This window comes from Gordonia sp. YC-XJ4 (genome assembly GCF_059511865.1).
Window position 1 is genome coordinate 857,410 of record NZ_CM183447.1, and the last position, 15,787, is coordinate 873,196.

A 15,787-nucleotide genomic window follows, 5' to 3' on the forward strand; every position below is an offset into this window, starting at 1 on the left:
CGACTCGACCTCAGCCGGGCAGATCGATCACCACGGGCCCGACGCCGGGTACCTGCACCGTCGTCTGGGTCGGGCCGTTGCTGCCGCCCGCGGACTGGCGTCCGTTGCTCACGTAGATCGTGATCGTGCTCCCCGGCAACGCCGAATCCGACGGTGCGGTGAACACCACCGTGCCCTGCGGGCGCGGGGAGTCGATCTCGAGCTGGGTGACCTTGAAGCCGGCAGCCTGCAACCGGGCGGTCGCGTCGCTGGCGGTCAGACCGGTGACGTCGGGGACACGTCCGCGACTGTTGCCGGACACGTACTGCGGATCCTGCGGTGGCAGGCTCGTCGGCCCGAACTTGTTCGCGACCGGCAGGACCGCCGAATACCAGGTGCGTGCCGGCTCGTATCCGCCGTAGAGGTTGCCGTCATAGCAGGACCGCAGCGGGCTGGTGCAGATGCCCTCCGGGTTGGGACCGTCGCTGTAGACGTAGACCGACCCGGCGATGTTGTTGGTGAAGCCGAGGAACGCCGCCGAGCGGTGCGCCTCGGTGGTACCGGTCTTCGCCGACACCGGCAGGTTCCAGCCCGTCGAGCCGGCGGCCGCCGCCGAGGTGCCCCCACCCCGATCGTCGAAGCTCATCGCATTGGCCAGGGTGTTGGCCAGACCCTGCTCGACGACGCGGTCACATCCCGGTGCGTTGAACGGCACCGTGGTCAATACCGGTGCGCCGTCGGGGCCGGGCACCGCGTTGCTGTTCTCGTCGCGCTTGATGGTGCTGATCGAGCCGATCGGATTGGGCGGGCACCACACCCCGCCCGAGGACAGGGTGGCCGCCACATTCGACAGCTCGAGTCCGTTGACCGGGAAGGGGCCGAGGGTGAACGAACCGAAGTTGCCGTCCTTGACGTACTGGGCGATCGACTTGTCGCCGTCACCGGAGGTGCCCGGCGTGTTGTACGAGCGCAGACCCAGGCGCACGGCCATGTCGACGGTCGGCTTCACCCCGGTCTGCTGCAACAGCTTGACGAACGCGGTGTTCGGTGACTGGGCCAGCGCCTGGGAGACCGACATCGACGCCGGATAGCGGCCGTCGTTCTTGACGCAGTAGCTGTCGGCGGGGCATCCGTTGGAGCCGCCGCTGCTACCCATGCCCTGCACGGCCAGGGTCGACGGGACCGGAATATTGGAGCCGGTGCCGAGGCCCTGCTCCATCGCCGCGGCCGTCGTGAAGACCTTGAAGACCGAGCCCGCACCGTCACCGACCAGCGAGAACGGCTGCGGCTGCACGGTTTGGTCGGCGTTCTGATTGAGCCCGTAGTCGCGGCTCGACGCCATCGCCAGCACGGGATGGGCGGTGGTGCCCGGCCGGATCGCGCTCATCACGCTCGCGACGCCGTCGGCGTGCGGATCGGCCTGGGTCTGCACCGCGCGCTCGACCGAACGCTGCACGTCGGGGTCGAGGGTGGTCTTGATGATGTATCCGCTGCGCATCACCGAGTCGCGGGAGATGCCGTTGGCGGCGAGGAACTGCAGCGCGTAGTCGCAGAAGAATCCGTTGTTGCCGGCGCCGATGCACCCCTGGGTGGGGATGTTGGGATTGGGGACCACCCCGAGCGGCTTGGCCTTGGCCGCGGTCAGCTCGTCGCGGCGGTTGGGGAAGTTCTGGATCATCGTGTCGAGCACGGTGTTGCGTCGTGCCAGCGCAGCCTGCGGATTGGTGTACGGGTTGAGCGCGCTGCTCGACTGCACCATGCCCGCGAGCAGTGCGGCCTGCTCGACGGTGAGGTCCTTGGCGTGCTTGTTGAAGTACACCTGCGACGCGGCCTCGATGCCGTAGGCGTTGTTGCCGAACGGCACCACGTTGAGATAACGCGTGACGATCTGCTTCTTGGCCTCCTGCTTGGCCGCGGCGTCGGAGAGGCCCTTGCGTTTGGCCTGCTCGGTGAGCGACTGCTCCATCGTCAGCGCCATCCGGACCTCACGCAGCTTGCGTGCCGGGGTGGTCTCGGTGGCTGCCTCCCGATCGGCCTCGGTCCGCGCGAGCACGAGGAGTTGATAGTTCTTGATGTACTGCTGATCCAGCGTCGACGCGCCCTGCTGGACCTCACCCGAGGACGAGTTCTTCAGTGCGGCGCGGATGGTGCCCTTCCAGTCGACGCCGTCGTGCTCGAGGAAGCGGCGGTCCTCGATGGAGATGATCGCGGCGACCATGTCGGGCGAGATGTCGTTGTAGCCGACCTCGTAGCGGTACTGGTCGAACAACAGCGCGATCGGGTTGCCCGCTGCGTCGGTCATCGTCGAGACCTGGGGCAGGGTGCCGTTGAGCAATTCCGACGAGACGTTCTCTACTGCCGAAGCGGCTCTGTTGGACACCAGTCCCACCCCGCTGGCGACCGGATACAGGAGTCCGGCGACGAGCACGCCGGCCAGCACGCACGCGGCAGCGAGCGGCCCAAGCTTCTTCGAGATCGGCACCCCGACAGAATACGTGTGATTTCCTCAACACCCTCGCAGCCCGCGTCGCCGCGCATGGCACCGGCGGGGTCGGTGGCGATGACCAGGTGTTTCGCCGAGAGTCTGCACGGTTGTGCCAGTTTTTCGGCCTCAGGGGTTGCGGTGGCATGCACAGATCCCTAGATTGAGGGCAGAATGTGACTCACTTAACAGCCGATGCGGCAGAGTGTTAGAGATATCAAACTCGATCAATTGTCCAGGTGAGCGAGCGGGTTGCAGTCGCAGTGCGGTGACGTGGTCATCGCAGACAACGACAGACAGGGGCGATAACGATGGCAACAGCGGCAGTATCGGCAGACGAGGCGCGGTTGACCTGGGTGTCGCAGGCGCGGTGCCGCGGAGAGAACCCGGATGACCTGTTCGTGCGGGGTGCAGCGCAGCGCAAGGCCGCCACGATCTGCCGGCACTGCCCGGTGCAGTTGCAGTGCGGCGCCGACGCTCTCGACAACCGCGTCGAATTCGGGGTGTGGGGCGGCATGACCGAACGCCAGCGTCGGGCGCTGTTGCGCCAGCATCCCGAGGTCACCTCGTGGTCGGCGTTCTTCGAGGCGCAGCGTCGCCGTCAGCGCGTCGCGGGCTGACCCGGACCCACAAACTCACATCACCGGCGGGAGTGTCCCGCCGGTGATGTCGTGTCCGGGGGTGTGTGGTCCGTTCAGGGGACAGCATCGTTCGGGGAACAGAGCCGATCGGGGCGCGCCATTCAATGCAGGCCGAGATTCAATGCAGGCCGAGGTCGACCGGCTCCGGCCACTGCATGGTCCCCGGCCGCAGGATCTGCAGTACCCCGCCGGCCGCCACCCAGAGCGTTCCGTCGTCGGTGCGTGCGACCGACACGGTGGACGAGAGCACCGGAGCGCTGAGTGTCGGCGTGAGACCGTCCCGATCGAGGACGGTGAGCAACCAGAACTGGCCGCGGCCGTGGTCGTACTCGGTGGGTCCGGGTAGCGGCCACCACCCCGACCGCGCCGTTCCGTCGGGCGGGTGACCGAGGGCCCACAGCCCGTCGCCGACGGTCCCGGCGTAGAAGAATCGTCGTGGAACATGCTGTGTGTCAGTCGCTTCGAGCGTCGGTGCCAGGGTGACGACGCTGTCGTAACAGGCGATCCCGAGTGGGGAGGTGAGCAGCGAGGGTCGGTCGTGGTGATCGTCGAGGATCACCGGATCGCCCACATCCGTCGCCCCGTCGAGGCCGACGCGCACCGGCACCACGCCGTCGGTGTGCGGGCTCGGTGAATGCAGCAGGACGACGAACGAGTCGCCGTCGGCGATCGCCGCGGTGACCACCGCGGTGGGGCCCTCGACACTGCGGGATTCCCCGCCGGGATCGTGGATGATCCACCGACCCGCGCCGCCGCAGGCCAGGAAGTGTTCGCCGACAACGGCTCCCGCGATGACCGGCGTGTCGTCGACGGTCCGTGCAGGCTCTCCCGGCGTCAGGCGGTGGGTACCGTCGGGGCCGCCGATCCAGCATCCGGTGGGCGTCGCCCACACCGACCGCCCGTATCGCACCGGCCCGGGAAACAGGTACTCGCTTGCCCGGTGGTCGGAGTCGATCCGAAGCGCCAGCGGCAGAACCGCATCAAGCGCCCACAGGTCGTTGCCGGCAGCGGAGATCTCGGCGATGACGGCCGGCGGACGTAGTGGATAGGGGCCGACGTCGTCGAGGTCGAGATCGATCAGCGCGCCGGTGTCGACGTCGGTCGGTGACGGGCAGTCGGCGTCGAACCGGTCGTCGGTGAAGAATCGCGGCGCGCGGTCGACCTCACGATGGGTGGGCCGGCGCCCCGGAGTCAGGCTCCATCGGCGTGGCGGCGGAACCCGCTGCCACGAGTGTGAAACGACCTGCACCCGGGTCACGCGCCCGCGTACCGATCCCGCGGCGTCGATCCCCATGACGCCGTGAAAGGTGCCGGTCAGTTCCACCTGTCCGGTCCGCGGCCGTTGTCCGTCCCACGACGCGGTCCAGCCGTCGCCGCGCAGGAGTCCACTCCACCAGAGGTCTTGTCGCCCCGCATCATCGGTGGCTTCGGAGTCGTCGGCGAGACCGAAACGCCGCGGTGGCCGGCCGGAGGGTTCGAGCCGGGCGCGGATGGTCATCGCGTCGTGCTGATCGGTCCCGGTCTCGCTCGTCGAGTACTCCCAGAATCGCAGGGGGAATTCGATGACCTCCCCGATCGCGGGTGGGGGAATCTGTCCGTCCTCGATCGCGATGCGATCCACCAGGATCGTCAGTACGCGGCGGCGATCCATCGGCGTCCCAGGCGGATCGAGGTCAGCCCCGACCGGTGATCTGCTCGGCGACCGCGCGCAGGGCGACGCGGTCGGCCACCTCGAACGGCAAGGACGGGACTCCGACGATCGGCACCGTCGGATGCGCAGAGGTGAACCGTCCCAGCAGGTGCACCTCCCGTTTGGCCGTCGCGGCACGCTCCGCGTGCACCAGCAGCACGCCGCGCGTGAGGTCGTCGTCGGCCTTGTCCACGGCCACCCGCGCGACCTCTTCGGGGATGCCGGTGAGGTTGGGGTGGGTGCGATTGAGGATGAGCCCGGCCAGCGGCATCGACTCCTCCGACAGGCGATCGACGAAGAAGGCCGCCTCGCGCAGGGCGTCGGGCTCGGCCGCGGCGACCACCGCGAACCGGGTACCGGGCTGTTTGAGCAGTTCGTAGGTCTTGAGCGCGCGGTCCTGGAACCCGCCGAACATCGAGTCGAGTGACTGCACGAACGTCGCGACGTCGCGCAGCATGTCACCCCCGATGATGGTGGAGACCCCGCGCATCGCCAGGCTCATCGCGCCGGTGACCATGCGGCCGACGCCGCGGCCGCCGCCGACGAGCACCTTCATCAGCCGACCGGACAGGAACGACCCGAGGCGCTGCGGAGCGTCGAGGAAGTCCAGGGCGTTGCGCGACGGTGGGGTGTCGACGATGATCAGGTCCCACCGGTTGGTCTCCAGCAGCTTGCCGAGCTTCTCCATCGCCATGTATTCCTGTGTGCCGGAGAAGGATTCGGCGACAGTCTGGTAAAAGGAGTTCTCCATGATGGCCGCGGCGCGCTCGGGCGTGGAGTACTCCTGCACCATCTCGTCGAAGGTGCGGCGCATATCGAGCATCATCGCGTCGAGCGAGCCGGTCCCATCGATGGCCACCGGTTGTGGATCGTTGGTCAGCTCACTCATGCCCAACGACTGCGCGAGCCGCTTGGCCGGGTCGATGGTGAGCACCGCGACGGTGCGGCCGTGTTCGGCGGCGTGTAGGGCCATCGCCGCGGCGGTCGTCGTCTTGCCGACGCCACCGGCGCCGCAGCAGATGACCACGCGCGTCTCCGGGTCGGCGAGCACCGAGCCCATCTTCAGGTCGAGGGGCATCAGGCACCCGCTTTCTGCAGCAGATTGGCCAGTTCGTAGAGGCCGCCGAGGTCCATCCCGTCGCCGAGGGTGGGTAGTTCCAGCGTCGGGACCTCCACCTCGTCGAGTTGGGCCTTGGCCACCTGCTGCGCCTGCAGCCGCGAGGCGTGTTCGATCGTCTCGGTGAGCAACCCGGCGAAATCGGCCTCGCTCGCCTCGATGCCGGCGTCGGCGAGCCCGGCCGCGACCCGCTGTGCGTCGACGTTGCCCTCGGCGATGTCGTCGATCTCGTCGGGCGGCAGGTGCATCGGGTTCACCCGGTTGATGATCAGGCTGCCGACGCGCAGGTTCTTGCCGCGCAATTCCTCGACGGCCTCGATGGTCTCGGTGATCGGCATCGCCTCGAGGAGGGTGACGAGGTGGATCGCGGTCTCCTCCGAGTGCAGCAATCGCGCCACCCCCTCGCTCTGGTTGCGGATCGGGCCGGTCTTGGCGAGGTCGGCCATCGCCTTGGTGACGTCGAGGAAGCTCCCGATCCGGCCGGTGGGCGGGGAGTCGACGACGACGGCGTCGTAGAGCCGCACGCCCTTCTTGTTGGTTGCGATGATGCGTTCCTTGATCTTTCCGGTGATCAGGACGTCACGCAGCCCCGGGGCGACCGTGGTGACGAAGTCGATCGCGCCGATCCGCTTCATCGCCCGGCCGGCGAAGCCCAGGTTGTAGAACATGTCGAGGTATTCCAGCAGCGCATGCTCGATGTCGAGGGCCAGCGCCCACACCTCGCCGCCGCCCTCGGCGGTGGCGATGCGGGTGTCGGTCGGCGGTAGCGGCGGCAGGTCGAAGAGTTGCGCGATGCCTTGGCGCCCCTCGCATTCGACGAGCAGGACGCGCTTTCCCGCGGCAGCCAGGGCCAGCGAGAGCGCGCCGGCGACGGTGGTCTTGCCGGTGCCGCCCTTGCCCGAGACGAAGTGCAGACGTGCTTTGGCGGCCGAGTCCGGCCAGATGTTCGGTGCGGTCACCGCCTCCTCGTCGTCGAGAATCGCTGCGACCCCGTCAGGTCGGGGTCGGCTCTGCCGACCACTGGATGTCTGGTCGCCCCCGGGCGTGTCGTACACCACGGATTCACCATATCGACTCAGTCGTCGTCCAGGGTCACTCCGGTCAGGTCATTTCGCCCGATCGTGCCTGCGGGCACGCCGCCTCGATGCCCTAGGCTTGGGGCCATGAGTGATGTCACCGCCTGGGAATACGTGACGGTTCCGCTGCTGACCCACGCCACCAAACAGATTCTCGATCAGTGGGGCGCCGACGGCTGGGAGCTGGTCAGCGTGCTGCCCGGCCCCACCGGAGAGCAGCACGTCGCCTACCTCAAGCGGCCGAAGGGCTGAGGCCATGAGCACCTGGACACAACGACTCGACGAGCTGGGTATCGAGTTGCCGACGGCTCCCACCCCGGTCGCCAATTACGTCCCGGCGGTCCGGTCGGGGAATCTGGTCTACACCTCGGGACAGTTGCCCTTCGTCAACGGTGAGCTGTCGATTCACGGCAAGGTCTGCACCGGCGCGGAGGGTGTCGTCAAACCCGACGAGGCGACGGCGGCCGCACGACAGTGCACCATCAACGCGTTGGCCGCGATCAACGGACTCGTCGGACTGGATTCGATTGTGCGCGTGGTCAAGGTGACCGGTTTCGTCGCATCGGCGCCGGGCTTCACCGGCCAGCCGGGTGTCCTCAATGGTGCGTCGGACCTGCTCGGCGAGATCTTCGGGGAGGCAGGCGTGCATGCCCGCTCCGCGGTCGGGGTCACCGAGTTGCCGTTGGGGGCGCCGGTGGAGGTCGAACTCGTGGTCGAGGTCGGAGACCGGTGAATGTCATCGAGGTCGGAGACCGGTGAATGTCATCGAGGTCGGAGACCGGTGAAGTGTGTCCGAGGTCGCTGACGCTTGAGTGCTGAGGTCGTCGCGGCGCTGATCGTCGCCGCGGTGGCCGCGGGATGGGTCGATGCGGTGGTCGGTGGGGGTGGCCTGATCCTCATCCCGGCTCTGTTGATCGGTGCGCCCGGAATCGTCCCGGCGTCGGCGCTGGCCACCAACAAGCTGGCCGCGGTCATCGGGACAGCGTCCGCGGCGTGGCGGTACTCGCGCACGGTGCCTCTGCGTGCGCGTCGTCTGGCGCCGGTGTTCGCCTGTGCCGCAGTCTGTTCCGGTGCGGGAGCGTTTGTGGCGAGTCGGTTGCCCACCGACGTCTTCACACCCATCGTCCTGGTGATGCTGGTGGCCGTGGGGTTGTTCGTCGCGCTCAATCCCGGGTTCGGATCGGGTGTCGCGCGGACGCGCTCCCGGACGTCGGTGGTGTGCGGGCTGGTGATCGCCGGGATCGTGGTGGCCTTCTACGACGGTCTGATGGGTCCGGGCACCGGAACCTTCCTGATCATCACGCTGACGGCGTTGGTGGGTACGGATTTCGTGCAGAGTTCGGCGACGGCGAAGGTGATCAACACCGGAACCAATCTCGGGGCGCTCGCGGTGTTCGCCGCGCAGGGCCATGTGTTGTGGTTGCTCGGATTGGCCTTGGCGGTGGGCAATGTCGTCGGCGCGCAGGTCGGCGCACACATGGCGCTGGGCCGGGGCAGCCGGTTCGTGCGGTGGGTGCTGCTCGTCGTCGTGGTGGTCATGGTGGCCAAGCTGTCCTACGACCTCATCACCGGATGAGCCTGACTCTCGCGCGGTGTCGCCGCGGCATTACCCTGGCCCCATGAGCGCCCCCGACGACCAGTCCCGAGCCGGCGAGGTTCCCGACGACGCTGCTGCCGCCGCCGACCCCGTGCATCCCGCCTACGGGGTACTGCGCGAGGTGACGCCGTTTGCGTCGGTGTTGTTGTGCGACAACCCCGGCGTGATGGAACTCGACGGCACCAACACGTGGATTCTGCGGGCGCCGGGTAGCACGGAATGCGTCGTCGTCGACCCTGGGCCGCCGCGCCACAAGAAGCACGTGAAAAAGGTTGCGGCGCAACCGGGTATCGCGCTGACCCTGATCACCCACCGGCACTTCGACCACACTGGGGCCATCGACGCCCTGGCCAAGCGGACCGGTGCCCCGACCCGTGCCCGCCTGCGGTCGCACTGCCGCGACGCCGCACCCCTGCGTGATCGCGAGGTCATCGAGATCGCCGGTCTGCGCATCACGGTGTTGTTCACGCCCGGCCACACCGGCGACTCCGTCAGCTATCTCGTCGAGCACGACGGGCAGCGCGCGATCCTCACCGGCGACACGATCCTGGGCAGCGGGACCACCGTCATCGATCCGTCCGACGGCAGTCTGCTCGATTACATGGGTTCGCTGAACCGGTTGATCGTCGACGGTGCCGAGGCCGCGCTGCTGCCGGCGCACGGACCCGACCATCCGACGCTCGAACCCGTCGCGCGCTTTTACAAGGCGCACCGCGAGGAACGGATCGACCAGATCCAGGCCGCTCTCGACGAGATGGGCGTTTCGGCCAAGAAGGCCAAACCGATGAAGGTGGTGCGCAAGGTCTACGCCGACGTCGACAAGAAGCTGTGGCCCGCGGCGCGGATGTCGGTGAAGGCGCAGCTGGAGTATCTGCGTCAGCTGTGACTTGGGGGCGAAAACAATTCTTCCCCCACTCTTTCGTTCGTCCCCGGGAAATTTCCGGGGGAAGAACGAAAAAGTGGGGGAAGAACGTCGAGCTGAGGTCAGCGGGCGCGGCGGGCGAGTCGCTCGGAGTCGGCGATCAGCACGCTCTTGCCCTCCAGGCGCAGCCAGCCGCGCTGGGCGAAGTCGGCGAGCGCCTTGTTGACGGTCTCGCGCGAGGCTCCGACGAGCTGGGCGATCTCTTCCTGCGTGAGGTCGTGGGTGACGCGCAGCGAGCCGCCCTCCTGGGTGCCGAAGCGCTGGGCCAGCTGCAGCAGCTGCTTGGCCACACGTCCGGGCACATCGGTGAAGATCAGGTCGGCGAGGTTGTTGTTGGTACGACGCAGACGTCGGGCCAACACGCGCAGGAGCTGTTCGGCGATCTCCGGGCGGTCCTTGATCCAGGCGCGCAACGCATCCCGATCCATCGAGACCGCGCGAACCTCGGTCACCGTCGTCGCCGAGCTGGTGCGCGGACCGGGATCGAAGATGGACAGTTCACCGAACATGTCCGACGGACCCATGATCGTCAGCAGGTTCTCGCGACCGTCGGGTGACCGGCGGCCGACCTTCACCTTGCCGGACAGGATGATGTACAGCCGATCACCGGGTTCGCCCTCGTGGAAGATGACATGTCCCCGCGGAAAGTCGACGGGCTGAAGCTGCTTGGTCAGTGCCGCTACGGCAGAGGGCTCGACGCCCTGAAAAATGCCTGCCCGCGCCAGTACTTCCTCCACCAAGGAGTCCCTTCTCACTCATGATCTCGGTTGTGCTCCACTGGCACACCCGCTGCAACGCTACTCTCGCCCCCAGCATATGTGTTGAATGGGTCACCGGCGTTGTAATGGGTGGCGTGTCTGCTCAGGGCGAACATCGGTGGCCGACGACTACCGGGCAGAAGCGCATGCCGACGCGTTCGGACGAGCGGAGCCGGGTGGTGTGGACGCGGTCAGCCGGCCCGACGATTGCGCAACTCGTCCAGCGCGGCCGGCATGCCCTCGCGGGCCAGGGTGTCGACGTCCTCGGATTCGGCCGCCGACAGGAATTCCTCGACGTTGTCGCGGTTCACGGTGACGCGATCTGTCCAGGACTGGACCTTCTCCATGCCGAGGGCGAAGAGCATCAGTACGGCCGGGAACAGCAGTACGGCTAGTCCTTGCATGGCCACAAGTAAACACAATCGGGCTCGTGACTCCCAACCAGAACGGCCGCGGTAACCCAGTTGTGACCAAAGCGCGCCGCTGGTTGACATCGGCAACACAGGGCGCCGCACCGCGCCCCACGCCACCGCGCATCGCTAACCTGGTCGGGTGAGCGCGCGCAGGACGGCTGCATCGAAAGCCCAGCCGAAGGCTGCATCGACAACCCAGCCGAGGTCGGGGACGGGTGGTTCGGGCACCAAGAAGGCCGAAACCCATCTCGGGTTGGTTCGTCGCGCCCGCCGGATGAATCGCACGCTGAAGGTGGCTTTTCCGCACGTGTACTGCGAGCTCGATTTCACCACCCCGCTGGAATTGTCGGTGGCCACCATCTTGTCGGCGCAATGCACCGACGTCCGCGTGAACCAGACCACCCCGGCGGTGTTCGCCCGCTACCGCACCGCGTTGGACTACGCGCAGGCCGACCGCACCGAACTCGAGGAATTGATCCGCCCCACCGGTTTCTACCGGAACAAGACCAACTCGCTCATCGGGCTCGGTCAGGCACTCGTGGAGCGGTTCGACGGCGAGGTGCCGCATACCCTGCCCGAACTGGTGTCGCTGCCCGGATTCGGCCGTAAGACCGCGAATGTGGTGTTGGGCAATGCTTTCGGGGTTCCCGGAATCACCGTCGACACCCACTTCGGTCGTCTGGTCCGGCGCTGGGAGTGGACCGAGGAGACCGACCCGGTCAAGGTCGAGCACGCCGTCGGCGAACTCATCGAGCGCAAGGAGTGGACCGATCTGTCCCACCGGGTGATCTTCCATGGCCGACGCGTCTGCCACGCGCGCAAACCGGCGTGCGGGGTGTGCATCCTGGCCAAGGACTGCCCGTCGGTCGGAACCGGGCCGATGGACAAGACGGCGGCCGCGGCCCTGGTGAAGGGCCCCGAGACCGATCACCTGCTGGCGTTGGCGGGGATCACTTCGTGACCACCGACAATCTGCCCCCCGTGGAGAAGCCGACCCCGCCGGATCGCCGGCGGGGCTCTCGTTTTCCCCCGGCCGCGCGATGGACGCTGGTGTTCTTCGTCGTCGTGATCGCCCTCGTCGTCGCGATCTGGCCGCGGGGGGACTCCTCGACGGGTGACGACGCCCAGCAGATCCGTCCGTCGGGCGCCGCCTCGGCCACCGACGTGCAGGTCGACGACGCGCAGTTGGCCCAGGCCCGCGCCGACGCCGCGATCGCACCGTGCCCGCAGGTCGGCGGGCCCGCGCCGACCGACGCCGCGGTGCTGGCCGGGGTGCGGGCACCGTGCCTGTCGACCGGGGCGGGCTACGACCTCGGCGCCGGGACCGTCGGCAAACCGCTGATCATCAACATGTGGGCGGTGTGGTGTCAGCCGTGTCGCGCCGAACTTCCCGTGCTCGCCGACTACGCCGAACGAGCGGGGTCGGCGGTCACTGTGCTGACCGTTCACGCGCGCGAGGGCGCGGGCAGTCCGTACCTGGTTCTGCGGTTCCTGTCGGAACTCGGGGTGCATCTGCCCGTCGTCCTCGACACCGACGGGCAGGTCGCGGCCGCACTGCAGGCTCCCCGGGTGTTCCCGTCGACGATCATCCTGCGCGCCGACGGTTCCGTCGTGAAGGTCGCGCCGATGGTCTTCGAGAATCCACAGCAGATCGCCGACCAGGTCCGCATGGCGACCGGGGTCACCACGTGAGCACGAGTGATCCGACGTCGATCCCCGAACCGCACATCGGCCCACTGGTGGCGCGCGAACAGATCCCGACGTGGATGCACCGGCTCACCGACGACGTCGGCGCCGTCACCGAGATCGTGCTCAATCGTGGTGGTGACCGCACCCGGTGGGCGGCGATGTTCAACCGGGATCGGCGTGCTGCTGCGGTGCTGGTGTTGTTCTCGGGGTCCTTCGACGCCGACCCCGACTATCCCGGTGGGCTGCCCGCCGACGCCGAGGTCCTGCTCACCGAGCGTGCGTCGACCCTGCGTCAACACAGCGGGCAGGTCGCTTTCCCCGGCGGCGGCTACGACCCCGGTGACGACTATCCCGTCGGGACCGCACTGCGGGAGGCCGACGAGGAAACCGGTCTGGCGACCGAGGGCGTCGACGTGCTGGCCACCCTGCCCAGCTTTCCGGTCCCGCCCTCGGGTTTCGACGTCGTCCCGGTGATCGCCCATTGGCGCGAACCCGGTGAGGTGCGAGTCGTCGACGAAGGCGAGACCGCCCGCGTCGCGCGTGTCAGCATGCGTGAACTCCTGGCCCCGGAGAACCGTTTCCAGGTGCGCCGATCGGTCCTCGGTGCCCGCGCCTATCAGGGACCCGCATTCTTCGTCGACGGACTGCTCGTCTGGGGATTCACCGGCGGGCTGATCGCGGCGATCAGCGACGCCGCCGGGTGGGGACCGGCCTGGGACACCGATGACGTCCGTCCGCTCGACGAGATGATCCGACGCGCCGGCAACCGGCAGGAATCCGGTTTCCGCGCGGTCCACCCCGACCATCTGCGCGACCCCGACGGCCGGGGCGGCCGATGAGTGGTTCGACGTGGGTCGACATCATCGTCGTCGCGATCGCCCTGATCGCCGCGATCAGTGGGTTCCGGCAGGGTGCGGTGGCCTCCGCGCTGGCCGTGCTCGGTGTGCTCCTCGGTGCCTTCGCGGGCATTCTGCTGGTGCCGCATGTGATCTCCCGGATCGACGATCCGACGATGCAGCTGGTGGCGGCCGTCGGAGTGCTGGTCGCGCTGGTGGTGATCGGCGAGATCGCCGGCATGATCCTCGGTCACGCCGCCCGCGGCGGCATCCGGTCGCCGGAACTGCGGGCCATCGACAGCGGCGTCGGACTGGTGTTGCAGGCCCTCGCCGCGCTGGTGGCGATGTGGCTGATCGGCACCCTGCTGGCGAGTTCGCATTCGCAGGCGCTGACCAAGGCCGTCGACGGCTCCAAGGTGCTCGGCGCGGTCGACGACGCGGCGCCCGGTTGGTTGGCCGCGAAGCCGGTCGACGAGTTCCGCCGACTGCTCGAGGATTCCAAACTCGACGGCGTCATCCCCACCACCAACGCCGGCCAGGTCGCACCACCCGACCCGGCGCTCCTGCGCCTGCCGGTCGTCGCGCAGACCGCGCCGAGTGTGGTCAAGATCGAGGGCGAGGCACCCAACTGTCAGCAGGCCCTCGAGGGCAGCGGCTTCGTCGTCGGCCCGGACCTGATCATGACCAACGCGCACGTCGTCGCCGGGACCTCGACCCTGCAGGCCCAGCAGTCCGACGGCACCTCCTATGACGCCGACGTCGTGCTCTTCGACAGCGTCAACGACGTGGCGATCCTACGGGTCGACGGTATCGACGCCCGGCCGTTGCGGTTCGCCTCGAGCACCGCGACCACCGGCGACGACGCCATCGTCCTGGGGTATCCGCAGGCCGGTCCGTTCCAGGCCACTGCGGTGCGGGTGCGTGACATGCGCGAGTTGCCGACCGCCAACATCTACCGCAACCGCCAGGTCACCCGCGAGGTGTATACGGTGCGCGGCGTGATCCGGCAGGGCAATTCCGGTGGGCCGATGCTCAATTCGGCCGGCGATGTTCTCGGCGTGGTGTTCGCGACGTCGGAGAATGCCGCCGACGAGACCGGCTACGTCCTCACTGCCGCTCTCGTACAGCAGGACCTCGCCCGCGCCCAGGGGCGCTACGGACGGGTGTCGACCGGGGCGTGTGTGCGCGAATGACTGATTCAGGCGAGTCCCCCGACCCGAGCGCCGTCGACGACCACACCGCCGAGATGGCCGGAAAGGTCACGGAGGCACTGGAATACATCGAACGGGCGCGTGGGCATCTGTACGGCTTCCACCAGCTCATCGGGCACGCCGACGCCCTGCTCGGGGAGGCGGTCGCCGAGATGCGCGATGCCGGTTACACCGAGCTGGCCGATCGGATCGAGACGGAGATCGTGGGCCGCAACGTGATCGAGGGGCGCTGGACCTTCCAGATCGTCGAGGAATTCGACGACGGCTACCACGCCGCGTTCACCGACACCGAGGCGCGGGTGCGTGCGGAACTGACCGGCGGGGTGCGTCACGTCCACGAGGCGCGGATGAAAGAACGACGGCGCACACACGGACATCGCGACCACACCGCCGGCCCGGGTGATCCCGGCAGCAGGTGATCGGCGGCCGTCGGTGAGGCCGGGCTCAGGAACCCAGCAGCTCGAGCAGCGCCGCGGTGACCGCGTCCGGCTGTTCCTGATGCGCGAAGTGCCCGCTGGCGGGGATCTCCCGGACGTCGAGATGGTCCACCCACTCGCGGCTCTCGCGCATCGCATGGTCGGTGATGTAGGGATCGTCGGCGCCGCGCAGCGCCAGCGCCGGGATGTGCAGTCTGCGGTGCATGAGACGCATGAACCGGATGCCGTCGGGGCGGAACTGCGACCGGAAGGCCCAGCGCTGGTATTCCAGACTCGAATGCGCCACGTAGGGGATCTGGATGGCCGAGCGGTTGAGACCGATGGTCTGCGCGTAGTCGTCGGTGCCGCGCCATGCGCTGCCCGCGCGCTGATCGAAATAACGAGCGATGAAGGCGCCGTCGCGGCGGGTCAGGCGCGCCTCGGCCGACCGGGGGAGCTGATTGCGCAGGAAGTTCGGGAGGAACGCGGTGCGTTGCGCCCCGCGCAGCAGCACGTCGTGGCGCAGGGAACGGGGATGCGGTGAGGCGATCACCGCGATGCGGGACACCGCGCGGGGGTGCAGGGTGGCCGTCGCCCAGCAGACCAGACCGCCGTCGGCGTGCCCGACCAGGGTGGCGTCGGTGTGCCCGAGTGCGCGGACGAGGCCGTTGGTGTCACCGGCCAGCGTCCACCCGTCATATCCGCGCGGCGGTTTGTCGGTGTCGCCGTACCCGCGCAAATCGACCGCCACCGCCCGATGACCGGCCTCGGTCAACGCGGTCAGCTGATGACGCCAACTCCACCAGAACTCGCCAAAACCGTGCAGCAGCAACACCAGTGGCCGATCCGCGATCGGCTCGTCGACCTCGACGGCATGAAACCGCAGGCCGTTCGCGCGGACGTCGAGATGCCGCCAGACGCCGGGGAGCCGAACGCTCGACGGGTCGGGCGCGGCCATCG

17 protein-coding genes are annotated in these 15,787 nt (G+C 68.2%); 10 read left to right on the forward strand and 7 right to left on the reverse strand.

Annotated elements, in window-relative coordinates; genetic code table 11:
* Positions 1-10: 10 nt before the first annotated feature.
* On the reverse strand, positions 11-2,461 hold the full coding sequence (locus tag AC5ZH6_RS03705) for a penicillin-binding protein (RefSeq protein ID WP_006373140.1): 2,451 nt from the start codon (positions 2,459-2,461) through the stop codon (positions 11-13).
* A 311-nt stretch (positions 2,462-2,772) separates the two neighbouring features.
* Between AC5ZH6_RS03705 and AC5ZH6_RS03710 the strand changes: the two genes are divergently transcribed.
* On the forward strand, positions 2,773-3,081 hold the full coding sequence (locus AC5ZH6_RS03710; protein WP_006373141.1) for a WhiB family transcriptional regulator: 309 nt from the start codon (positions 2,773-2,775) through the stop codon (positions 3,079-3,081).
* Between the two features lie 139 nt (positions 3,082-3,220).
* Here AC5ZH6_RS03710 and AC5ZH6_RS03715 read toward each other — a convergent pair whose 3' ends face one another.
* The 3 genes from AC5ZH6_RS03715 to bagA are packed head-to-tail and all read right to left on the reverse strand — an operon-like array spanning position 3,221 to position 6,889.
* Positions 3,221-4,753, reverse strand: coding sequence for a hypothetical protein (locus tag AC5ZH6_RS03715; RefSeq protein ID WP_006373142.1), 1,533 nt, complete (start codon positions 4,751-4,753; stop codon positions 3,221-3,223).
* Between the two features lie 22 nt (positions 4,754-4,775).
* Positions 4,776-5,870, reverse strand: a complete 1,095-nt coding sequence (bagB, locus tag AC5ZH6_RS03720; protein WP_006373143.1) for an ArsA family ATPase — start codon at positions 5,868-5,870, stop codon at positions 4,776-4,778.
* Entirely contained in the window at positions 5,870-6,889 is a 1,020-nt protein-coding gene (gene bagA, locus AC5ZH6_RS03725; RefSeq protein WP_231387073.1) for an ATPase BagA, read from the reverse strand. The genes bagB and bagA overlap by 1 nt, the downstream gene beginning before the upstream one ends.
* Positions 6,890-7,072: 183 nt before the next feature.
* Here bagA and sp36 point away from each other — a divergent pair, with 183 nt between their 5' ends.
* The 4 genes from sp36 to AC5ZH6_RS03745 all read left to right on the forward strand — a co-directional run bounded on the left by sp36 (position 7,073) and on the right by AC5ZH6_RS03745 (position 9,468).
* Positions 7,073-7,237, forward strand: coding sequence for a Sp36 family protein (gene sp36 / locus AC5ZH6_RS03730; RefSeq protein ID WP_006373145.1), 165 nt, complete (start codon positions 7,073-7,075; stop codon positions 7,235-7,237).
* Between the two features lie 4 nt (positions 7,238-7,241).
* On the forward strand, positions 7,242-7,718 hold the full coding sequence (locus tag AC5ZH6_RS03735; RefSeq protein WP_014358758.1) for a RidA family protein: 477 nt from the start codon (positions 7,242-7,244) through the stop codon (positions 7,716-7,718).
* A 75-nt stretch (positions 7,719-7,793) separates the two neighbouring features.
* Positions 7,794-8,561 carry a TSUP family transporter gene (locus tag AC5ZH6_RS03740; protein WP_014358759.1) on the forward strand — a complete coding sequence of 256 codons (768 nt, stop codon included), beginning with the start codon at positions 7,794-7,796 and terminating at the stop codon, positions 8,559-8,561.
* Between the two features lie 43 nt (positions 8,562-8,604).
* Positions 8,605-9,468 carry an MBL fold metallo-hydrolase gene (locus AC5ZH6_RS03745; protein ID WP_020172490.1) on the forward strand — a complete coding sequence of 288 codons (864 nt, stop codon included), beginning with the start codon at positions 8,605-8,607 and terminating at the stop codon, positions 9,466-9,468.
* A 98-nt stretch (positions 9,469-9,566) separates the two neighbouring features.
* Here the strand turns inward: AC5ZH6_RS03745 and AC5ZH6_RS03750 are convergent, their stop codons facing one another.
* Positions 9,567-10,241, reverse strand: coding sequence for a Crp/Fnr family transcriptional regulator (locus AC5ZH6_RS03750; protein WP_006373149.1), 675 nt, complete (start codon positions 10,239-10,241; stop codon positions 9,567-9,569).
* Between the two features lie 212 nt (positions 10,242-10,453).
* Positions 10,454-10,666 carry a hypothetical protein gene (locus AC5ZH6_RS03755; protein WP_026920367.1) on the reverse strand — a complete coding sequence of 71 codons (213 nt, stop codon included), beginning with the start codon at positions 10,664-10,666 and terminating at the stop codon, positions 10,454-10,456.
* Positions 10,667-10,814: 148 nt separating this feature from the next.
* On the opposite strand from AC5ZH6_RS03755, the gene nth reads away from it, so the two are divergent.
* Genes nth through AC5ZH6_RS03780 form a run of 5 tightly spaced genes read left to right on the forward strand, consistent with a single transcriptional unit; the run spans position 10,815 to position 14,830 of the window.
* Positions 10,815-11,636 (forward strand): endonuclease III, encoded by an 822-nt coding sequence (gene nth / locus AC5ZH6_RS03760; RefSeq protein ID WP_020172489.1) that lies wholly within the window; start codon positions 10,815-10,817, stop codon positions 11,634-11,636.
* The gene (locus AC5ZH6_RS03765) at positions 11,633-12,367 is read left to right on the forward strand and encodes a TlpA disulfide reductase family protein (RefSeq protein WP_020172488.1); all 735 of its coding nucleotides are present in this window, start codon (positions 11,633-11,635) and stop codon (positions 12,365-12,367) included. Before nth ends, AC5ZH6_RS03765 begins: the two co-directional genes overlap by 4 nt.
* Complete coding sequence (locus AC5ZH6_RS03770) at positions 12,364-13,203, forward strand: NUDIX hydrolase (RefSeq protein ID WP_014358765.1); 840 nt, start codon at positions 12,364-12,366, stop codon at positions 13,201-13,203. The genes AC5ZH6_RS03765 and AC5ZH6_RS03770 overlap by 4 nt, the downstream gene beginning before the upstream one ends.
* On the forward strand, positions 13,200-14,393 hold the full coding sequence (locus AC5ZH6_RS03775) for a MarP family serine protease (RefSeq protein WP_288335987.1): 1,194 nt from the start codon (positions 13,200-13,202) through the stop codon (positions 14,391-14,393). Before AC5ZH6_RS03770 ends, AC5ZH6_RS03775 begins: the two co-directional genes overlap by 4 nt.
* Complete coding sequence (locus AC5ZH6_RS03780) at positions 14,390-14,830, forward strand: hypothetical protein (protein ID WP_094601791.1); 441 nt, start codon at positions 14,390-14,392, stop codon at positions 14,828-14,830. The genes AC5ZH6_RS03775 and AC5ZH6_RS03780 overlap by 4 nt, the downstream gene beginning before the upstream one ends.
* A gap of 25 nt (positions 14,831-14,855) precedes the next feature.
* On the opposite strand, the gene AC5ZH6_RS03785 is transcribed toward AC5ZH6_RS03780, so the two are convergent.
* Positions 14,856-15,785 (reverse strand): alpha/beta fold hydrolase, encoded by a 930-nt coding sequence (locus tag AC5ZH6_RS03785; protein ID WP_014358768.1) that lies wholly within the window; start codon positions 15,783-15,785, stop codon positions 14,856-14,858.
* Positions 15,786-15,787: the final 2 nt, after the last annotated feature.